This window comes from Labrys wisconsinensis (assembly GCF_030814995.1).
Lineage (GTDB): Bacteria > Pseudomonadota > Alphaproteobacteria > Rhizobiales > Labraceae > Labrys > Labrys wisconsinensis.
Map to the genome: position 1 here is coordinate 1,340,771 of NZ_JAUSVX010000001.1, position 19,930 is coordinate 1,360,700.

The window sequence follows — 19,930 nt, forward strand, 5'->3', positions numbered from 1 at the left end:
AGAGGGAAGGCCGCAGCGTCGCGCCCGTTCTGAAACGGAGCCGTCTCGCTCCTCGGACATTCCTTTTCGTCCATAGTTTCGGCGGAGAGTTCGCTGCCTCGCCGGGAGACGCCCGATGACTTCCCTCGTCCGCCGCTATGCCCGCGAGGCGGCGCTGGCCGCGATCATCGTGGCCATGGTCCTCGCCATCGGCCTGCGCGCGCCGGTGTTCCTGACGCCGGGAAGCCTCGTCGGCGTCGCCACCGACACCGCCATCCTCGCCATGCTCGCCCTGGCGCAGATGTGCGTCATCCTCACCCGCGGCATCGACCTGTCCGTCGCCGCCAACCTCGCCCTCACCGGCATGATCGTGGCCCTCCTGCAGAAGGCCATGCCGGAGCTGCCGGTCGCGCCGATCCTCCTCGCCGCCGTCGTCATCGGCACCGTCCTCGGCTTCGTCAACGGCGCCCTGGTGGCCTTCGTCGGCATCCCGCCGATCGTGGCGACGCTCGGCACGCTCGCCGTCTATCGCGGCCTGGTCTTCGTCGTCGGCGGCGGCCAATGGGTGATGTCCGACAAGATGAGCCCGGCCTTCCTCGACTTTCCCCGCGGCGCCGTCCTCGGCGTGCCCAACCTGATCTGGACCGCCGGCCTGGTCGCCGCCGCCTTCGCCCTGTTCCTCGGCCGCACCCGCACCGGCCGCGCGCTCTACGCGGTCGGCGGCAACCCGGTGGCCGCGCGCTATTGCGGCATCGATCCGGCGCGCCAGCAGCTGCTGGTCTTCACGCTCTCAGGCGCGGTGGCAGGCCTCTCCGGCTATCTGTGGGTGTCGCGCTTCGGCATCGCCTACACCGACGTCGCCGTCGGCTACGAGCTCACCGTCATCGCCGCCTGCGTCATCGGCGGCGTCTCGATCGGCGGCGGCATCGGCTCGGTCACGGGCACGCTGCTCGGCGCGCTGTTCCTCGGCGTGGTCGTCAACGCCCTGCCCGTCATCAACGTCTCGCCCTTCTGGCAGATGGCGATTTCCGGCGCGGTCATCCTCGCCGCCGTCGTCGTCAACGCCCGGGCCGAGAAGCGCGGCGGCAAGCTGATCTTGCCCGAGGCCCGCCGCGCCGCCGCCGGAGGCCAGCCATGACCGACGTTCCCGCCGAGAGCCTGCGCTACCAGGTCCTCGACCGCGCTCCCCTTCGCTGGAGCGACCGGCTGCTGCGCTGGGAGACCATCCTCGTCATCCTGCTCGTCGCCGTGGTGGTGTTCAACACCATCCTGTCGCCCTACTTCCTCGACCTCTACAACCTCTCCGACACGACGCAGAACTTCTCCGAGAAGGCCATCGTCGCGCTCGGCATGGCGCTGCTGATCCTGGTGCGCGAGATCGACCTCTCCGTCGCCGCGATCATGGCGCTCGCCTCGCTCGCCATGGGCCTGGCCATGCAGGCCGGCGCCGGGCCGGGCACGCTGGTCCTGATCGCGCTTGCCGTCGGCGCGCTCTGCGGTGCCTTCAACGGGCTGCTCGTCACCGCTTTCGGCTTGCCGGCCATCGTCGTCACCATCGGCACCATGTCGCTCTATCGCGGCATCGCGCAGGTGGTGCTCGGCGACGGGGCCATCACCACCTATCCGCCCGAATTCACCGAGTGGGCGCAGAACTTCATCCTCGATGAGCCGCCGCTCTACCTCGCCTTCAGCCTGTTCCTGGCGCTGGCGGCGGTCTTCGCCGTGGTGCTGCACGGCACGGTCTGGGGCCGCATGCTCTATGCCATCGGCAACAACCCGGTGGCGGCGCGCTATTCCGGCATTCCCGTCGGGCGCATCCGTTTCATCCTGTTCGTGCTGACCGGGCTGCTCGCCGGCCTCGCCGCGGCCCTGCTCACCGCCCGCATCGGCTCGACCCGGCCGAATCTGGCGCTCGGCTGGGAGCTCGACATCGTCACCATGGTGGTGCTCGGCGGCGTTTCCATCGCCGGCGGCTCCGGCACCATCCCGGGCGTGGTCATCGCCGTCTTCGTGCTGGGCCTGGCGACCTTCGGCCTGACCTTGCTCAACGTGCCCGGCATCGTCATCAATGTGGTGATCGGCCTGTTGCTGGTCGCCTCGATCGCCCTGCCGATCATCGTCCGCCGCCTGATCGCGAGAAGACCCTGATGCAGCGCTACGCCTTCAAGATGCAGCTCAACCCCGGCATGGCCGCCGAATACAAGCGCCGGCACGACGCGATCTGGCCGGAGCTCTCGGCCCTGCTCACGGGGGCCGGCATCCGCAACTATTCCATCCATCTCGACGCCGAGACCGACATCCTCTTCGCCTATCTCGAGCGGCGCGAGGACCACACCATGGACGCCCTGCCGTCCGAGCCGGTGATGCGGCGCTGGTGGGACCACATGCGCGACATCATGGCCTACAATGCCGACGGCACGCCCGCCGCCGTGCCGCTCGCCGAGATGTTCCACATGGACTGACGGACGGAGAAGGGGCGACGAAAGCCTTCCCCACGAAGCTGGGGAAGGTGGCCTTGCGCAGCAAGGCCGGATGGGGTGTGGTCCGCAGGTCGACACCCCCTGACGGGTTGCACGGCCGTGATGCAAGCCGAACACGGGCACCGACTTGCCCGCCGCACCCCATCCGACCCGACTTCGTCGGGCCACCTTCCCCAGCTTCGTGGGGAAGGCTTTGACCGGAACGCCCGCAACGCAGGTTCCCCCATGCCCGTCACCGCCGTTCTCGATGTCGGCAAGACCAACGTCAAGCTCGTCATCTTCGCAGGGGCGCGCGTGCTCTGGCAGCGCTCCGTGCCCAACGCGCCGCTGCCCGGCCCGCCCTACCCCCATGCCGATGTCGAGCTGGTCTGGCGCTTCGCCCTCGAGGCGCTGCGCGAGGCCGCCGCGGCCTGTTCCGTCGACGCCCTGGTGGTGACCACGCACGGGGCGAGCGCCGCGCTGGTCGACGACGAGGGCCTGGTCCTGCCGGTCATGGACTATGAGTTCGCCGGCCTCGACGCCATGGAGCCGGACTACGCGCCCTTCCGCCCGCCCTTTGCGCAGACGCTGTCGCCGCCGATCTCCGGCGGCCTCAACTACGGCAAGCAGGTGTTCTACCAGGAGACCCGCCACCCGCAAGCCTTCGCCCGGGCCCGCCATCTCCTGATGTATCCGCAATATTATGCCTGGCGCTTCACCGGCATCGCCCGCAACGAGGTGACCTCGCTCGGCAGCCACGGCGACGCCTGGCTCCCCAGGGAGGGCCGCCCCTCCTCGCTGGTCGAGCGCCGCGGCTGGCAGCGGCTGCTGCCGCCGGTCGTTCCGGCCTTCTCGGTGATCGGGCCGGTGAAGCCGGAGATCGCGGCCGCCACGGGCCTGCGGCCGGACGTCCGGGTCTTCGCCGGCGCCCACGATTCCAACGCCTCGATCCTGCCGCACCTGCTCACCATCGAGCCGCCCTTCACCGTGGTCTCGACCGGCACCTGGGTGGTGATCATGGCGGTCGGCGCCTCCACGGACGGGCTCGATCCGAAGCGCGATTCCTATTCCAACGTCGACGTGCTCGGCCGCCCCCTGCCGACCGCCAAGTTCATGGGCGGGCGCGAATTCGCCGTGATCCTCGACGGCGCGCCGCCGCAGGCCGATGCCGAGGATCTCGCCGCCGTGCTGGCGGCGGGCGCGATGATCCTCCCCGCCTTCGTGCCGAACGGCGGGCCCTTCGAAGGGCGGCACGGCCGCATCGAGGGCACGCTGCCCGACCGGCCTGGGGCCCGGGCGGCAATCGCCACGCTCTATGCGGCGCTGGTCACCGACTTCCAGCTCGACGTGCTCGGCGCCGCGCGCGGACCGCTGCCGGTCGAGGGCAGCTTTGCCGCCAACCCGCTCTATTGCGCGGTGCTCGCGGCGCTTCGGCCGGGCCAGCCGGTGCTGCTGGCGCTCGACACCGCCGGCACGGCCTTCGGTGCCTCGCTGCTCGCCACCTGGCCGCAGGTTCCTGCCCGCCCGCCGCTGGCCGAGGCCGCGCCGCTGGCGGATGCGCAGGCGCTGCTGCGCTACCGCGCGCGCTGGCGGGCCGCCGTCGCCGGCGCCTGAGGGCGCAGCCCTCTTGCGCCGTCAGGCGCCACGCCGGTTGTCTTCTTTCCGGTGTGCCGCCTTCCACGCAAGAAAATGTCGCGGCTGCGCGGAATCGCCGCTTGTGGTCGTGGCGGAAATATGTCATGTCAGCCATCCGCGATAGGACAGGCTTGCTGTCCCATCGCGGATCGCGACCCTCCGAAGATGGCACCGAGGCCCGGACGGTTGCGCGGAAACTCTGTGCTCGCGTTTCAGCGCGATGCAGTGCAGCATAGAACGGCTTTAAGTGAACCGGCGTCGTCTGCGCGTCCCCGCTTCCGCGGCGGGATGATGGTGGACGGAGCCTGCTGACGAGAAGGGGTGGATCCATGGGCGCGATCACCAGGCTTGGGCGCGAGACGGTTTCGGCGGCAGCGATGCGCGCGGCGAAAACCGCCGACCGCGCCGTGGCCCGGGATCCCGGCCTGCCGGGGCCCCAAGGCCTCTACGACCCCGCGCGCGAGAAGGATTCCTGCGGCGTCGGCTTCATCGCCGACATGAAGAACCGCAAGAGCCACGCGATCATCACGCAGGCGCTGCAGATCCTGCACAATCTCGACCATCGCGGCGCCGTCGGCGCCGACCCCAAGGCCGGGGACGGCTGCGGCATGCTGGTGCAGATCCCGCACGCCTTCCTCAGCGAGGAATGCGGCAAGCTCGGCTTTGCCCTGCCCGAGCCCGGCCACTACGCCGTCGGCTTCTTCTTCCTGCCGCGCAGCGAGGAAGGCCGCAGCCATGTCATGCGGGTGATCGAGAAGGTCGTCGCCGACGAGGGCCAGGAGTTCCTCGGCTGGCGCGCCGTGCCGGTCGACAATGCTGGCCTCGGCGAGAGCGTGCTGCCGACCGAGCCGGTGCACATGCAGGCCTTCATCGGCCGCCATGCCAGCCTCGCCGACCAGGACGATTTCGAGCGCCGCCTGTTCATCATCCGCAAGGTGATCTCCAACACCGTCTACAACGACGTGGCGCGGCGGCCGGTGACGGCCGGGTTCTACCCCGCCTCGATGTCGAGCCGCACCGTCACCTACAAGGGCATGCTGCTCGCCACCCAGCTCGGCGACTATTTCAAGGACCTGGCGGACCCGCGCTTCGAGAGCGCGCTGGCCCTGGTGCACCAGCGCTTCTCCACCAACACCTTCCCGTCCTGGACGCTGGCCCATCCCTACCGCATGGTCGCCCATAACGGTGAGATCAACACCCTGCGCGGCAACGTCAACTGGATGGCGGCGCGCCAGGCTTCGGTCGATTCGGACCTGTTCGAGAACGATATCGGCAAGCTCTGGCCCATCTCCTACGAGGGCCAGTCCGACACAGCCTGCTTCGACAACGCCCTCGAGTTCCTGGTGCAGGGCGGCTATTCGCTCGCCCATGCCATGATGATGCTGATCCCCGAGGCCTGGGCGGGCAACCCGCTGATGTCCGAGGACCGGCGCGCCTTCTACGAATACCACGCCGCGCTGATGGAGCCCTGGGACGGGCCGGCGGCGGTCGTCTTCACCGACGGGCGCCAGATCGGCGCCACGCTCGACCGCAACGGCCTCAGGCCGGCGCGCTACCTCGTCACCAAGGACGGGCTGGTGGTGCTCGCCTCCGAGTTCGGCGTGCTGCCGATCCCGGAGAGCGAGATCGTGCAGAAGTGGCGGCTGCAGCCCGGCAAGATGCTGCTGATCGACCTGGAGGAGGGCCGCATCATCTCCGACGACGAGATGAAGGCGACGCTGGCCACGGCCCATCCCTATCGCGACTGGCTGAAGCGCACCCAGATCGTGCTGGAGGACCTGCCGCCGGTGGAGGCGCGCGCCTCGCGCACCGATGTGTCGCTGCTCGATCGCCAGCAGGCCTTCGGCTACACCCAGGAGGACATCAAGATCCTCTTGCCGCCGATGGCCACCACCGGCCAGGAGGCGACCGGCTCCATGGGCACGGACACGCCGATCTCGGCGCTCTCCGACAAGTCCAAGCTGCTCTACACCTACTTCAAGCAGAACTTCGCCCAGGTCACCAACCCGCCGATCGACCCGATCCGCGAGGAGCTGGTGATGAGCCTGGTGTCCTTCATCGGGCCGCGGCCGAACATCCTCGACCTGGAAGGCACCTCGCGCAAGAAGCGCCTGGAGGTGCGCCAGCCGATCCTCACCAACGAGGATCTGGAGAAGATCCGCTGCATCGGCCATATCGAGGAGCGCTTCGACACCAAGACGCTCGACATGACCTATCCCGCCGTCCAGGGCGCGGACGGCATGCGCGGCGCGCTCGACCGCCTGTGCGAGCGGGCCGAGGCGGCGGTGCATGGCGGCTACAACATCATCATCCTGTCCGACCGCCAGACCGGGCCGGACCGCATCCCGATCCCGGCGCTGCTGGCGACGGCGGCCGTGCACCATCACCTCATCCGCAAGGGCCTGCGCACCGCCGCCGGCCTGGTGGTCGAGACCGGCGAGGCGCGCGAGATCCATCATTTCTGCTGCCTGGCCGGCTACGGCGCCGAGGCGATCAACCCCTATCTCGCCTTCGAGACCCTCGCCGACCTGCACGCCTCGCTCGAGTTCCCCGAGGAGGTGGACGAGCACGAGGTGGTCAAGCGCTACATCAAGTCGATCGGCAAGGGCATCCTCAAGGTGATGTCCAAGATGGGCATCTCCACCTACCAGTCCTATTGCGGCGCCCAGATCTTCGACGCGGTCGGCCTGTCCTCGGCCTTCGTCGAGGAGTTCTTCTTCGGCACCGCCACCATGATCGAGGGCGTCGGCCTCGTCGAGATCGCCGCCGAGACCGTGTCCCGCCACAAGGACGCCTTCGGCGACGCGCCGGTCTACCGGACCACCCTCGACGTCGGCGGCGAGTATGCCTACCGCATGCGCGGCGAGGACCATGCCTGGACGCCCGACAGCGTCGCTACGCTGCAGCATGCCGTGCGCCACAACGCGCAGGACCGCTACCGCGCCTATGCCGCCGGGGTGAACGAGCAGGCCGGCCGGCTGCAGACCATCCGCGGCCTGTTCCGCATCAAGACGGCGCAGGAGCGTGGGCACGCGCCGGTGCCGCTCGACCAGGTCGAGCCCGCCGCCGACATCGTCCGGCGCTTCGTCACCGGCGCCATGTCCTTCGGCTCGATCTCGCGCGAGGCGCACGAGACGCTGGCCATCGCCATGAACCAGATCGGCGGCAAGTCCAACACCGGCGAGGGCGGCGAGGAGGCCGAGCGCTTCAAGCCGATGGCCAACGGCCGCTCCAAGCGCTCGGCCATCAAGCAGGTGGCGTCCGGCCGCTTCGGCGTCACGGCCGAATATCTCGTCAACGCCGACGTGATGCAGATCAAGGTGGCGCAGGGCGCCAAGCCCGGCGAGGGCGGCCAGCTCCCCGGCCACAAGGTCGACGCGGTCATCGCCAAGGTGCGCCATTCCACCCCCGGCGTCGGCCTGATCTCGCCGCCGCCGCACCACGACATCTATTCGATCGAGGATCTGGCGCAGCTGATCTTCGATTTGAAGAACGTCAACCCGAAGGCCGACGTCTCGGTCAAGCTGGTCTCGGAGGTCGGCGTCGGCACCGTCGCCGCCGGCGTTGCCAAGGCGCGCGCCGACCATATCACCGTGTCGGGCTTCGAGGGCGGCACCGGCGCCTCGCCGCTGACCTCGATCAAGCATGCCGGCTCCCCCTGGGAGATCGGCTTGGCCGAGACGCAGCAGACGCTGGTGCTCAACCGCCTGCGCAGCAGAGTCGGCCTGCAGGTCGACGGCGGCCTGCGCACCGGGCGCGACGTCGTCATCGGCGCGCTGCTCGGAGCCGACGAGTTCGGCTTCTCCACCGCCCCGCTGATCGCGGCCGGCTGCATCATGATGCGCAAGTGCCACCTCAACACCTGCCCGGTCGGCGTCGCCACCCAGGACCCGGTCTTGAGGAAGCGCTTCAAGGGCACGCCCGAGCACGTCATCAACTTCTTCTTCTTCGTCGCCGAGGAAGTGCGCGAGCTGATGGCCGAGATGGGCTTCGCCAGGGTCGAGGACATGATCGGCCGGTCCGAGCTGCTCGACAAGCGCGAGGCCATCGACCATTGGAAGGCCAAGGGGCTCGACTTCACCCGCATCTTCCACAAGGCCGACATGCCGGCCTCGGTCGGCACCCGCCACACCGAGAGCCAGCACCATCCGATCGACACCGTGCTCGACCGCCGGCTGATCGCCGAGGCGGCGCCGGCGCTCGACTATGGCCGGCCGGTCGAGATCGCGGCCGGGATCACCAATGTCGACCGCACCGCCGGGGCCATGCTCTCGGGCGAGGTCGCCATGCGCTACGGCCATGAGGGCCTGCCGGAGGGCACCGTCAAGGTGACGCTGACCGGCACCGCCGGCCAGAGCTTCGGCGCCTTCCTCGCCGCCGGCGTCGAGATGACCCTGGTCGGCCAGGCCAACGACTATGTCGGCAAGGGCCTGTCGGGCGGCCGCCTGGTGATCAGGCCGAGCCCGGACAGCCTCGCCGTGCCGGAAAAGTCGATCATCGTCGGCAACACCGTGCTGTACGGCGCCATCGCGGGCGAATGCTATTTCCGCGGCGTCGCCGGCGAGCGCTTCGCCGTGCGCAATTCCGGCGCCGTCGCCGTGGTGGAAGGCACCGGCGACCATGGCTGCGAATACATGACCGGCGGCGTCGTGGTGGTGCTCGGCCAGACCGGGCGCAACTTCGCCGCCGGCATGTCGGGCGGCGTCGCCTATGTCTTCGACGAGGACCAGAGCTTCAAGAAGCGCTGCAACCTCTCCATGGTCGACCTGGAGCCGGTGGAGGAGGAGGAGGACCTGATGGAGCGCCTCCACCACCATGGCGGCGACCTGGAGTTCAAGGGCCGCATCGACGTCACCGACATGGGCCGCCACGACGAGGAGCGCCTGCGCCAGATGATCGAGAACCATCTGCGCTACACCGGCTCGACCGTCGCCAGGACCATGCTGGAGGACTGGGCGAACTATCGCACCCGTTTCGTCAAGGTGATGCCGGTGGAGTACCGCCGCGCCCTGCGCGAGATGGAGAAGATGCGCACGCTGATGGCGGCGGAGTGACCTGGGGTCCCGGCCGTGCCGGGACCGCACCTCGAACAAGGCGTCGCCGTGCTGCGGCGGTCCCGGACCGGCGGCCAGCGCGGGCTCCGGCCGGGATGACGAGTGGGATCTGACGAATGGGCAAGGCGACAGGGTTTCTCGAGATCGACCGGCAGGAGCAGAAGTACCTGCCGGCCTCCGATCGCATCCGCAATTTCCGCGAGTTCACGCTGCCGCTCGACGACAAGGACGTGGCCAAGCAGGCGGCGCGCTGCATGGATTGCGGCATTCCGTTCTGCCATGGGCCGACAGGCTGCCCCGTCCACAACCAGATCCCCGACTGGAACGAGCTGGTCTATCAGGAGGACTGGGAGACCGCGGCCCGGAACCTGCATTCCACCAACAATTTCCCCGAGTTCACCGGCCGCATCTGCCCGGCGCCCTGTGAGGAGGCCTGCACCCTCAACCTCGAGGACGTGCCGGTGACGATCAAGACCATCGAGCAGTCGATCGCCGACAAGGCCTGGGCCATGGGCTGGATCAAGCCCGAGCCGGCCGCCCGCAAGACCGGCCGGAGCGTCGGCATCGTCGGCTCCGGCCCGGCAGGCCTGGCCGCGGCCCAGCAGCTCGCCCGCGCCGGCCACGAGGTGCATGTCTACGAGCGCGAGCCCAAGGCCGGCGGCCTGCTGCGCTACGGCATCCCCGACTTCAAGATGGAGAAGCACCATATCGAGCGCCGCGTGCGCCAGATGGAGGCCGAGGGCGTCGTCTTCCATTACGGCGTCCATGTCGGCGCCGGCACGCCCTTCGCCGAGCTGGCCGCCCGGCACGACGCCATGCTGATGGCCGGGGGCGCCGAGACCCCGCGCGACCCGGCCCTGCCCGGCACGGAGCTCTCCGGCGTCTACTACGCCATGCCCTATCTCGTGCAGCAGAACCGCCGCGTCGGTGGCGAGGATGTCGGCGACGAAGCCCCGATCCTCACCACCGGCAAGCATGTCGTGGTGATCGGCGGCGGCGACACCGCCTCCGACTGCGTCGGCACCTCCTTCCGCCAGGGCGCGATCTCGGTCACGCAGCTCGACATCCGGCCGAAGCCGCCGGCCAAGGAGAACAAGCTGGCGGTCTGGCCGTATTGGCCGACCAAGATGCGCACCTCCTCCTCCCAGGCCGAGGGCGCCGAGCGCGAGTTCCAGGTGGCAACGCTCGGCATGGCAGGCAAGAACGGCCGAGTCATCGGCGTCACCGTCGCCGAGGTCGACCTGAAGCGTGCGCCGATCGCCGGCACCGAGCGGGTGCTGCGCGCCGACATCGTCTTCATCGCCCTCGGCTTCTCCGGTCCGGTCAGGCCCGGCATGCTGGAGCAGTCCGGCGTCCTGCTGGACCGGCGCGGCAACGTCCAGGCCGACGAGACCTCCTATCGCACCTCCAACGAGAAGATCTTCGCCGCCGGCGACATGCGCCGCGGCCAGTCCCTGGTGGTCTGGGCCATCCGCGAAGGCCGCCAGGCCGCCCGGGCCATCGACGAGGCGCTGATGGGGGCGACGACGCTGCCGGTTTAGGGCAGAGGCCTCGCGCGAACGCGCGAGGTCGGGACCCGAGGCGGGTTGCAGGATCTGCAACCGCACGAGGATCCCGACAAACGCCGACGAAGTCCCGCGTCAGCGCCTTGATCTGTCCTGGAAGTCCGGCGCGTCGCTATCCGCGGCCGGCGCAGCCCATCGGGCGCGAACGTCTGCGCGGCTCTCAATTGGTCGGGCGAACGCATTGGAACGAGCTGATCTGATCGTTCCAGGCATCCCCGGCTTGAAATGTATAGCCGCCCGGGCCGAGTTCGAGCATCGGCCCCTGGAAGTTCGCATCACGATAGAAGCGCCAGACGCCGGAATGGATCTTGATGGAGGAGATCTGATCGTTCCAGCGCGGGCCCACGAAGCTGACGTAAGGGGCGAGGCGCAAGGCCGCACCTTCGAAATGCCAGTCCCAGTAGGCGGTGCCGGAACAGCCTCGCGCCTGGGCTTGCCCACAGGTCAATCCGAGAGCAGCGAAGATCAGCGGCGTCACGCATGAGCGAAGGGCCTTGTGCATTCGGAGCCTCTCGTATGGCCGGGGGTCAGGAATGGACTTCCCCATCGTGCCGCGGATGGACCGGCACGCGGTCGTTCTCGTCGTTCACCTGGAGGCGGTGGTCGGCGCAGAAAAAAAGACCGTGTTGTCGATGACCGGCGCCAGCCGCCGGGCTGCCACAGCGGGCAGCGCCGGAAGGCACGCAGGGCCGACGATCATCAGGAATGAAGGCAGAGACCAGGCGGCGGATCGTTTGCGCCCCGCCTCAGGGACGTCTTCATGACGCTACGAAGGCACCGTGGCCAAATCTTGGCTGGTGGCGCCGAGGTGTATCCTCCGGAACACCGGACGGTCGCGACCGGGAGCTGGAGTGCCGGCGGGCGTCGTATCGGGACATCTGCCGCCACCTCGACGTCTCGGCAATTCCTGTCACGTCCCGGTTGCGACCGAACGCGATATGACGCAGGGTACGCGGCTTCACGTGATGAGGCGCAAATGAAGACAATCGCAATCATGGCGGCAATTGTTGCATCTTGCGCGATGAGCGCCGAAGCAGCACCAAGGAAATACAAGGTTGGGCAGGTCTGGGAATATCGGGCTCGTGATCAAGACAAAGGGTCATTGCTGAAGATCAGGCGAATCGATGCTGATATAGTATCAGCGAAGATTGGTTTTATTTATCACATCAGCATTGTCGGCATTACTTGGGCCGATGAACGCATCCCGCCGACCCTCGCGCACGCTCCGCTGTCCGGGCCGGCACTGGACGCCAGCGTGACCCGCCTCAGCACCCAGTCGCCGGATTTTCCGTCCGCGACCGAAGGCATTGCGGCGTGGAAAAGGGCCAAGGGCGGTGTCTGGACCGTGCCGGTCGCGGACGTGGTCGACGCCGTCGATCGGACGCAGAAGCCCTGACGCGCCTATAGGTGTGAAGCGAGGACTGCCGGTGATCGGCCTTCACGCAGCCATCGTGCCATCGATTGTGCATTGAAGATCTGGTCGAGAACCATGTGCGCCGCTCCCACCAGGCCCATCTCGTTCACATCCTGCGTCGCGGGAACCACGGCGAGGTCGCGGCTGACGAAAGGCAGTGACTGCCGGTAGAGCTCGGTCTTGAGCGCCGCGAGGAAGAGGTTGCTCGTGGCGGCAAGTGACCCGCCCACCAGAATGGCGCTCGGGTTGAACAGGTTGACCGCCGAAGCGAGCGTCAGGCCGATGCGGCGTCCTGCCTCGGTCAGGAGCGACACCGCGACCGCGTCGCCCTCGCGTGCCGCCTCGCCGAGATCGGCGACGCACAGCCCGCCATTGTCCCGGATCCTTTCCATCAGCCGCGCGCTCTCGCCGGCTCGGGCGCGCATAGTGGCCTTGTGGATCAAAGCCTCGCCGCCGACGGCCGCCTCCAGGCAACCGCGTCGGCCGCAGCGGCAGAGGTCGTCGGCGCCCTCGCTGTGGATATGGCCGATATTGCCCGCCGCGCCCTGCGCCCCGCGATAGACCTTACCGTCGACGACCGTGGCCGCCCCGAGCACCAGGTCAGCGAACATGTACAGGAAATCGCCCTTGATGCCGGTCCTGTCGACCCGCAATTCGCCCAGGGCGAGCATGTTGTCGTCCGTATCGACCCAGGTCTGCGCACCGAACGCAGGGCTCAGATCGCGCCGCGGATGATAGCTGGTCCAGCTCGTCGGCAGAGAGGGCGAGTCGAGCAGCGTCGCTTCATCGAAGCTGATATGGGCGGGCAGGCCGACGCCAATGCCCCAGATATCTGCTTGTGGCCGCAGACGATTCCAGATCGCCTTGATCTCGCCCATCAGAGCGCTTGGGCCCTCCGCGAACGAGCAGGCCACGCATTCGCTGGCGAGAACGTGGCCGGAGAGATCCGCGACGCCTGCAACGAAGCCGCCGAGACTGCCATAGGCGACGAGGAGCGCTCCGGCTTCGGCCCGGATCTGCAATTCCCGGGCGGCACGGCCGCCATTCGCCTGCGCCAGCCTTCCCTCGGCGATAAGTCCGCGATCGAGCAACAGATTCACGCGCTCGGCGACGATGCCGCGGCCGAGGCCCGAGGCCTGCTGCAGCGCCGGACGTGCGACCGCCTGGCCGGAGCGGATCAGCTCCAGGATCAGGCTCAGCGAATCGAATGCGTCGACCATCGGAGTGCTCTTTCAACCCGGGCCAAGTTTGTCGCGGCGAGGGGCCGGGCCGCAATCGGCGAGCGACAGGAACTTGCGCGACATCGCCACTGTTGCACTTCAGCATTAAATATGCAAAAGTCAGCATAATAAATGCAGAACCGAGCAGGGTTGCTCGCAGCTCAAGGGAGGATGCAGGTGACGAAGCGATTGGTGAGCGCGGGCGTGTCGCGCCGGACGGCAATCCTGGGTGTGGGCGCCCTGGCGCTGCCCCTCGCGGGGATCGTGTCGAGGTCGCATGCCCAATCCACGCCGCGGACGATAAAGATCGCCTTCAGCATCGACGTGCTGGACCAGACGCAGAATGTCGGGCTCGCCGCCATGAAGGCGCGCGTCGACGAGATCAGCAAGAGCGGCAGGGGCATTGCCGTCGAGCTCGACGTCTATGACGCGCAGAGCAGCGTCAACAAGCAATTGTCCGACGTGCAGACGGCACTCATCAAGCAGCCCGACGTGCTGATCCTCAGTGCCGTCGATGCCAAGGGCTCGCTGCCCGCGGCCCGGGCCGCCAAGGACGCAGGCGTCAAGATTATCGACAAGCGTCCCTCCAGTCCGGAGCCCGCGATAGCCGACGTCGCTTTCTTTTCCAACGACGAGGCGCGCTATTCGAAGGCCACCACCGACTGGCTGCGCGCCTACTTGCAGAAGAACCCGGGCGCCGTGCTCAAGGTCGGCCTCATCTATGGCGCACCTGCGCAGACCGCCCAGCTGCTGCGGTGCGATGCCATCAAGGATCTCGCCAAGGAGATGCCCGACCGCATGCGGATCGTGGCATCCGGCTACGGCAACTGGCTGACCGCGACGGCGCAGAACCTCACGCAGGACTGGCTGCAGGCGCATCCCGACATGAACCACGTCGCCGCGGCCAATGACATCATGGCGATGGGCGCCGCCAACGCCTTGGCCGCCGGGGGCAGGAGCAAGGACGTGCAGGTGAGCGGCTATGATCTCACCAGCGAGGGCCTGCAGCGGATCAGGAATGGCCAGCAGGCGCTCGATGTCGGCGTGACGCTGCAGGGCAACGCCCAGGTGATCGATGTCGCCGTCGGCCTCGTCCTGGGCACGTTCAAGGACAAGAGCTACTACATCAACCCGGTCTACGCGGTCGACGCCTCGAACGTGAACACTTACGCCGAGAAGGCATGATCCGGCTCGATCCCGCCCCAATGTCGATGGTTCAGCGATGACTCGATCCACATGGCCACCGGGCGGCATGTCCGCTGCCTGGCGCCGCCTCCTGCTGCTCAACAAGGCCGTGCTGTTCGCGGTTGTGCTGGCGACCGTGCTGTCCTTCGCCTCTCCGTATTTCTTCACCCGGCCGAATACCCTGGCGCTGCTTGAGCAGAGCGTCGTCATGGCCATCGTGGCGCTGGGCTACACCCTGATTCTGGCGATGGGCGAGATCGACCTGTCGCTGGGCGGCATCATCGCGCTCGCCGGCTTCGTCATGGCCAAGCTCATGGCCGAGGCCGGCCTCCCCTATGAGCTCGCCATCCCCGCGGGCCTTGCCATGGGCGCGCTCTGCGGCGGACTCAACGCCACGCTGGTTTCGACATTCGACCTGCCGCCCTTCATCGTGACGCTGGCAACCGGCGCGCTTTTCACGGGCGTGCTCTACATCATCTCCAATCTCGTGCCGATCTCCGATCTCCCGGCCGATTTCATCGCCATCGGCCAGGCGCGATGGGCAGGCGTGCCGCTCCCTGTCGTGATCGTCGTGCCGATCGTCATCGGCTTCTATCTGCTGGCGAGCCAGTCGGTGTTCGGCCAGCACGTCATCGCCCAGGGCGGCAATCCCGAGGCCGTGCGCGTCGCCGGCATCAACATCAGGCTGCTGCGGCTGAAGGTCTATGCATTGGCAGGCGCGTGCTACGGGGTCGGCGCCGTCTTGCTGACGGCGCGATCGGCCTCGGCTCAGATTGCCGCAGGATCAGACCTCCTCTTGGTGGTGATCACCGCGGTCGTCATCGGCGGCACCCCGCTGCTCGGCGGCAAGGCCAACATGGTGGGCACCGTGTTCGGATGCCTGATCATCGGCATGATCAACAACGGCCTCAATCTCCTGGGCATGAACGCCAACTACCAGATCGTGATGCAGGGATTGCTCATCCTCTTCGCGCTGCTGGTCGATGTGCAGTCGGCTAAGATCCTGCTCGGCCTCGATCGCCGGCGCCTGCAGCGTCTGCGGCGGGAGGGGCGGCTGTGATCGGCGCAAATCCCCTCATCGAGATGGTCTCGATCAGCAAGTCCTTCGGCGGCGTGCAGGCGGTCGACGATGTGTCGCTCCAGGTGTTCCCCGGCCAGGTCGTCGGCCTTCTCGGCCATAACGGCGCCGGCAAATCGACCCTCATCAAGATTCTCGCCGGCGCCTATCGCGCCGACAACGGCATCATCCGCGTCGATGGCCAGCCGATCCGCATCGCCAACCCCAACGACGCGCGGGCGCACGGCATCGAGACCATCTACCAGAACCTCGCGCTGGCCGATAATCTCGATGCTGCCGGCAACCTGTTTCTCGGCAGGGAGAAGCGCTGGCTGGGCGTCTTCGCCGATCGCCGCCGGATGCGGGCAGAGACCGCCCACATCTGCAGCCAGATCAACCCCCGCTTCACCAATTTGACGGTGCCTGTCCGCAACCTTTCGGGCGGGCAGCGCCAGTCGATTGCCATCGCGCGAGCCCTCTATTTCAACGCCAAGCTGCTGATCATGGACGAGCCGACCGCCGCTCTGGGCCCTGGCGAGACGCGGCAGGTCAAGGAGCTGATCCAGACGCTCAAGGCGCGCGGCGTCGGCGTGCTCCTCATCAGCCACGACATCGAAGATGTTTTTGAGGTCGCCGACGAACTGGTGGTCATGGCGGGCGGCCGCGTGGTCGGCCGGCGCAAGACCCATGAGGCGACGCGCAATGAAATTCTCTCCCTGATCATTCTCGGCAGTCAGGGCGAGGCACCCGTGCCGTAGACGCGCCGCCGCCACCAGACGCAGCGTTCTAGTATTGGAGTGACCGATGCCCGCCGGCTCGACCTATTGTATTGCCCGAGGAATGCTTCGGGGGCCGATAAGGAACGTGCGCTCCGCCGATGCGGAAGGCGGGAACTACGTCGCCTTCGACATCGGCAACCAGTTCCTCCATCCGAACCATCCGCTGGGATGGATCCGCAGGCTCGAGATCGACATCGACGGGGAAACCGTCCCGGCGGTGGGTTCTTTCTTCGTCCTGCGCCGCCAGTGGTTTCCCCTGACTCATCTGCGCACCATCACCGACGTCTGGTGGCATATGGGCGAGACCGCCACCCTCAACCTGAGCCGTCCGCCGATTGCCCCGGGGCGGCGCGTCATTGCCTGCCGGTTCTTCGTTTCGCTCTTCGTCAACACCCCGAAAATCGACCTCGACGACCTCTGGCCATCGCTGACCCAGAACATTTCCGCCGAACTCATCTGTGAAGGCTAGAGCGAAGACATGTTGGATTCTCTGGCGCTGAGCGTCTGGTCGCTGCAGCAGCTGACCCTTGAGCGCGGCGTTCCGCTCGGCACGCTCCTCGACGTCATCGTCGATCTCGGCGTATCGCAGATCGAGCTGAACGAAGACTATGTGCGGCTGCCCGAATATCGGCATCTGGCTGGTATGCGCCGCCTGCGCGCCGAGCTCGAGAGTCGTGGCCTGAAGCTCCTGTCGACGTGGTTCTACACGGACTTTCTCGGCACGGTACGGATTTCCTCCCGGCCGGCCCTGGTCGAGCAGTTGCGCGAATACCTGCTGACGGCGGCCGAGCTCGGCGCCGAGCAGCTGACCCTTCCGCTCGGCGACGGGTTCGATGGCATCGATGTGGACAAAGGGCGGGCAACCCTGAACGAGATTCTCGTCGAGGTGCTGCCGCTGGCCGAGGCCACGGGCGTGCGCATCGGCATCGAGACCGGCCGGTCCGAGGGGACCTTTCATACGCCCGGCGCCGTGCTGCGGCTCGTCGAGAGCTTTGCTTCACCGAGCCTCAGAATGGTGCCCGACTTCGAGGCCTGGCGGGTCTCGACCTCGGATCTGCCCTTGATGCATGTCGAGACCCAGGCGGCCTCGTCCGAGCCGGCGCCGGTTTCGCTTTTCCGCGCCTGCCTGCCCTATGCGCCGATTGTCCATGCCAAGCTGCTGCGCCTCGACGAGAACGGCGATGAGCCGCACTTCCCGCTGCGCGAGCTGATGGCGGCGATCGTCGAGAGTCCAATCCGGCACATCCTGGAAGTCGAGTACGAAGGCTGGATTCCCGATGTCGATCCACATCTGGATTGCATCGAACAGACCCGGCAGTGCTTGTCCTTGCTTCGCCGCATGGCGAGCCATGCCATTCCCGCCACATCGCTCAGCGCAGCAACGGGCGAGCGCGGCGTCTTGACCGAATAGGCCTCCGGGTTCGAGCGCGATGCGCCCGCTCGCGAGCCGCCGGGCGGGGGGCGGACTGTTGCCGGATACCGGACCGCGTCGAGCGACGGCGTGCGGCCGAGAGCATCGGCCGCACGCTCGGCAACGAGGCGTGCCAGGACAAGGTGGGTCCGATCACTGGCCGGAGCTTGCGATGCGGCAAGTCGCGGCCGGAGGACGACGACGTGACGTAGATCGCGGCGTCATATGCTCAATCTGCCCCTATGTGCCGTCACCGGACTTCTTATGCACCTGGCTCGGCAAGCGGCCTGCTTCAAAATCCCGGATGTAGTGCTCGATTGTCAGCGCCGTGCCCAGAAAATGCACCTCACCGGTGCGACGGTCCACGAGGATCGGCGAATTGCCGACCAGTTGATCCTCGAAGCGGCCGCTGCGCAGGTACTTGCTGCTTTGGTAGTTGAAAACGAAGCATGTTGGCTTCTCGATGATTGCATCGTCAAATATGACGTAGCTAAACTCGGGATCTTGTGGTGGTCTCTGTAATACCTCGTTTGCCATTTCCAGAGCTTCTGTCAAGCTTAAGTAATTATTGACCATCAATCGCTCCCGACCCCACTACAGAAGTGCCGCCGCCATAGCCTTTGTCTCCGATCGCCACCCGCAGCCTGCTGGATAGGCGATCGAATGTCGTGGTCATAAGCCCCTGAGGGAATCAGTCGCGTTCGCTCGTCCGATCTGTAAGGACATGGACACGTCACGCCGGAGGCCGACGGTGCTCGCCGCAAAGGAAAGCCACTGGCGAACCGCCCGCCCCAGGCATCGCCCAATGCCGCGATCGCGGTCGACTCGAGGATCCCGAGCTCCCCCATCGGCTCTCGCACGAGCAAGTTCGCGGGATCAACAAGCGCTCATCGCGGCAACGGTCTCCTGTCAGAGAGGCCGAACCTGGCTCGGAATGCCGCGTCTTCTGTAACATTGACCGGCAGAACGAAGTCCGGAATTCCGGGGGCATGCACCGCTTCCATCTGCTTCATGGCCTCTGTCGGCGGGGTTGCGCACACCACTTCTGCCGACAATTCGCAATCGGCCACGCTCGGATAGGCTTTCGCAAACTGACCTGAGACAACGAACAGAAGATAGGCGGACAACTTTCGCCGGAGCGCGCTCTCGCGCTCGGCATCATCGGCGATGTCCCCATTGTCGTAAATCACCAATCCGACACGTGACGAGACGCCCGGCAACCGTGTAATGAGGTCGATAGAGGTGAAATCGGACAAGCTCATCGTTACCTCCTACAATGAACTCATCTGCCCTGTCAGTCCAGATTGTATTCGTTTCTCGATCTCCTCAAGCGGGAATTACGGTGATGCTGCATTTTATTGGCGCAAGCTGGGACTGGCGGTCTGGGCGATCCGCTGGAGCCGCCCAGGCCGACGACGCGAAACTGCCGGCATAGGGCGAGTCGGGTCCGGCGGCCCGGATGGGCGCGCCGCGTGCTGGGGCCCGACGGCCTGCGCCGAAGGACGCCGGTGGGTGTTTCACGACATCGGCCGGAGGCGCGCGGCGCCTTCATGCCGATGCGTTCGGGCCTGAACCCATTGGGGCGCGGAGCTGTCAGGCGACCGCCCTTTCTGCAGAGGCAAATCTCCTCGCCGGCCGGCCGGACTCCCTATTTGCCCTCTTCGTACTTGGGCAGGTATCGCGCAAAGAAGGGATCTTTCTCCGTCAGCAATGTCTTGCCGACCAACTTGAGAACCGTCACCTCGGCTATGGGGCTCGGCTCCTCGCCGTCGAACATGGTGCAGAGCCCATAGGAGGCTGGAAATTCCTCGCCGACGAGACGGAAGAAATTTTGCATCTTTTCGAGTATGTTGTCTGGCGTCTTATGGTGCATCCAATTGACGAACGAAAGGACATCGTCATCGAGTTCACGAAACGTCAATTTGTCCGACCATCCGCACGTCTTGTCACAGAAATTACTTATTTTCTCCATGATAATTCCCATTCTCTCGCCGTTGTGAAAGATTGGATACTTAGAGTCATAGAGATATTCTTCTTCATCGGACATATACTCGTGTCCAAATTTATCTCCGACGGTGGCGACGATCCAAAAATTGATGACGCTCATGGTTCCATCTCTTGATTTGTGGCCGTGTGGTGTAATGACGTGTATCAGAACGATGTATGTTATAT

General features: G+C 66.6%; 18 protein-coding genes. 13 read left to right on the forward strand and 5 right to left on the reverse strand.

Translation table 11 applies throughout. The features are described 5' to 3' along the window. Window positions 1–115: 115 nt before the first annotated feature. The 6 genes from QO011_RS06170 (at window position 116) to QO011_RS06195 (ending at window position 10,668) form a co-directional block, all read left to right on the forward strand. Entirely contained in the window at window positions 116–1,117 is a 1,002-nt protein-coding gene (locus QO011_RS06170) for an ABC transporter permease (protein ID WP_307269049.1), read from the forward strand. Further along, window positions 1,114–2,127 carry an ABC transporter permease gene (locus tag QO011_RS06175; protein WP_307269052.1) on the forward strand — a complete coding sequence of 338 codons (1,014 nt, stop codon included), beginning with the start codon at window positions 1,114–1,116 and terminating at the stop codon, window positions 2,125–2,127. Before QO011_RS06170 ends, QO011_RS06175 begins: the two co-directional genes overlap by 4 nt. Then, the gene (gene rhaM / locus QO011_RS06180) at window positions 2,127–2,441 is read left to right on the forward strand and encodes an L-rhamnose mutarotase (protein ID WP_307269057.1); all 315 of its coding nucleotides are present in this window, start codon (window positions 2,127–2,129) and stop codon (window positions 2,439–2,441) included. Before QO011_RS06175 ends, rhaM begins: the two co-directional genes overlap by 1 nt. Before the next feature lie 243 nt (window positions 2,442–2,684). After that, window positions 2,685–4,052, forward strand: coding sequence for an FGGY-family carbohydrate kinase (locus QO011_RS06185; protein ID WP_307269059.1), 1,368 nt, complete (start codon window positions 2,685–2,687; stop codon window positions 4,050–4,052). Between the two features lie 350 nt (window positions 4,053–4,402). Then, the gene (gene gltB / locus QO011_RS06190) at window positions 4,403–9,127 is read left to right on the forward strand and encodes a glutamate synthase large subunit (protein WP_370881906.1); all 4,725 of its coding nucleotides are present in this window, start codon (window positions 4,403–4,405) and stop codon (window positions 9,125–9,127) included. A gap of 116 nt (window positions 9,128–9,243) precedes the next feature. Beyond that, entirely contained in the window at window positions 9,244–10,668 is a 1,425-nt protein-coding gene (locus tag QO011_RS06195; RefSeq protein WP_307269065.1) for a glutamate synthase subunit beta, read from the forward strand. 184 nt (window positions 10,669–10,852) lie between these two features. Here QO011_RS06195 and QO011_RS06200 read toward each other — a convergent pair whose 3' ends face one another. After that, a complete protein-coding gene (locus tag QO011_RS06200; RefSeq protein ID WP_307269067.1) occupies window positions 10,853–11,194 on the reverse strand; it encodes a beta/gamma crystallin-related protein in 342 nt (113 codons plus the stop codon). Between the two features lie 31 nt (window positions 11,195–11,225). Here QO011_RS06200 and QO011_RS06205 point away from each other — a divergent pair, with 31 nt between their 5' ends. Further along, a complete protein-coding gene (locus tag QO011_RS06205) occupies window positions 11,226–11,456 on the forward strand; it encodes a hypothetical protein (RefSeq protein WP_307269070.1) in 231 nt (76 codons plus the stop codon). A gap of 212 nt (window positions 11,457–11,668) precedes the next feature. Further along, a complete protein-coding gene (locus QO011_RS06210; protein ID WP_307269073.1) occupies window positions 11,669–12,088 on the forward strand; it encodes a hypothetical protein in 420 nt (139 codons plus the stop codon). Window positions 12,089–12,093: 5 nt separating this feature from the next. On the opposite strand, the gene QO011_RS06215 is transcribed toward QO011_RS06210, so the two are convergent. Then, complete coding sequence (locus tag QO011_RS06215) at window positions 12,094–13,326, reverse strand: ROK family protein (RefSeq protein ID WP_307269075.1); 1,233 nt, start codon at window positions 13,324–13,326, stop codon at window positions 12,094–12,096. Between the two features lie 192 nt (window positions 13,327–13,518). On the opposite strand from QO011_RS06215, the gene QO011_RS06220 reads away from it, so the two are divergent. From QO011_RS06220 to QO011_RS06240, 5 genes are all read left to right on the forward strand, one after another. Beyond that, window positions 13,519–14,511, forward strand: coding sequence for a sugar ABC transporter substrate-binding protein (locus QO011_RS06220; RefSeq protein ID WP_307269078.1), 993 nt, complete (start codon window positions 13,519–13,521; stop codon window positions 14,509–14,511). Window positions 14,512–14,578: 67 nt separating this feature from the next. Continuing rightward, a complete protein-coding gene (locus tag QO011_RS06225) occupies window positions 14,579–15,571 on the forward strand; it encodes an ABC transporter permease (protein ID WP_307269081.1) in 993 nt (330 codons plus the stop codon). Window positions 15,572–15,594: 23 nt separating this feature from the next. Beyond that, the gene (locus QO011_RS06230; RefSeq protein ID WP_307269084.1) at window positions 15,595–16,326 is read left to right on the forward strand and encodes an ATP-binding cassette domain-containing protein; all 732 of its coding nucleotides are present in this window, start codon (window positions 15,595–15,597) and stop codon (window positions 16,324–16,326) included. Between the two features lie 46 nt (window positions 16,327–16,372). Then, window positions 16,373–16,816 carry a C-glycoside deglycosidase beta subunit domain-containing protein gene (locus tag QO011_RS06235; RefSeq protein ID WP_307269086.1) on the forward strand — a complete coding sequence of 148 codons (444 nt, stop codon included), beginning with the start codon at window positions 16,373–16,375 and terminating at the stop codon, window positions 16,814–16,816. Between the two features lie 9 nt (window positions 16,817–16,825). Further along, window positions 16,826–17,758 (forward strand): sugar phosphate isomerase/epimerase family protein, encoded by a 933-nt coding sequence (locus QO011_RS06240; protein ID WP_307269088.1) that lies wholly within the window; start codon window positions 16,826–16,828, stop codon window positions 17,756–17,758. A gap of 240 nt (window positions 17,759–17,998) precedes the next feature. Here the strand turns inward: QO011_RS06240 and QO011_RS06245 are convergent, their stop codons facing one another. The 3 genes from QO011_RS06245 to QO011_RS06255 form a co-directional block, all read right to left on the reverse strand. Continuing rightward, window positions 17,999–18,334, reverse strand: a complete 336-nt coding sequence (locus QO011_RS06245) for a YrhB domain-containing protein (RefSeq protein WP_307269089.1) — start codon at window positions 18,332–18,334, stop codon at window positions 17,999–18,001. Window positions 18,335–18,645: 311 nt separating this feature from the next. After that, on the reverse strand, window positions 18,646–19,020 hold the full coding sequence (locus QO011_RS06250) for a DUF6572 domain-containing protein (protein ID WP_307269092.1): 375 nt from the start codon (window positions 19,018–19,020) through the stop codon (window positions 18,646–18,648). A 386-nt stretch (window positions 19,021–19,406) separates the two neighbouring features. After that, window positions 19,407–19,865, reverse strand: coding sequence for a hypothetical protein (locus QO011_RS06255; protein ID WP_307269095.1), 459 nt, complete (start codon window positions 19,863–19,865; stop codon window positions 19,407–19,409). Between the last annotated feature and the right edge of the window lie 65 nt (window positions 19,866–19,930).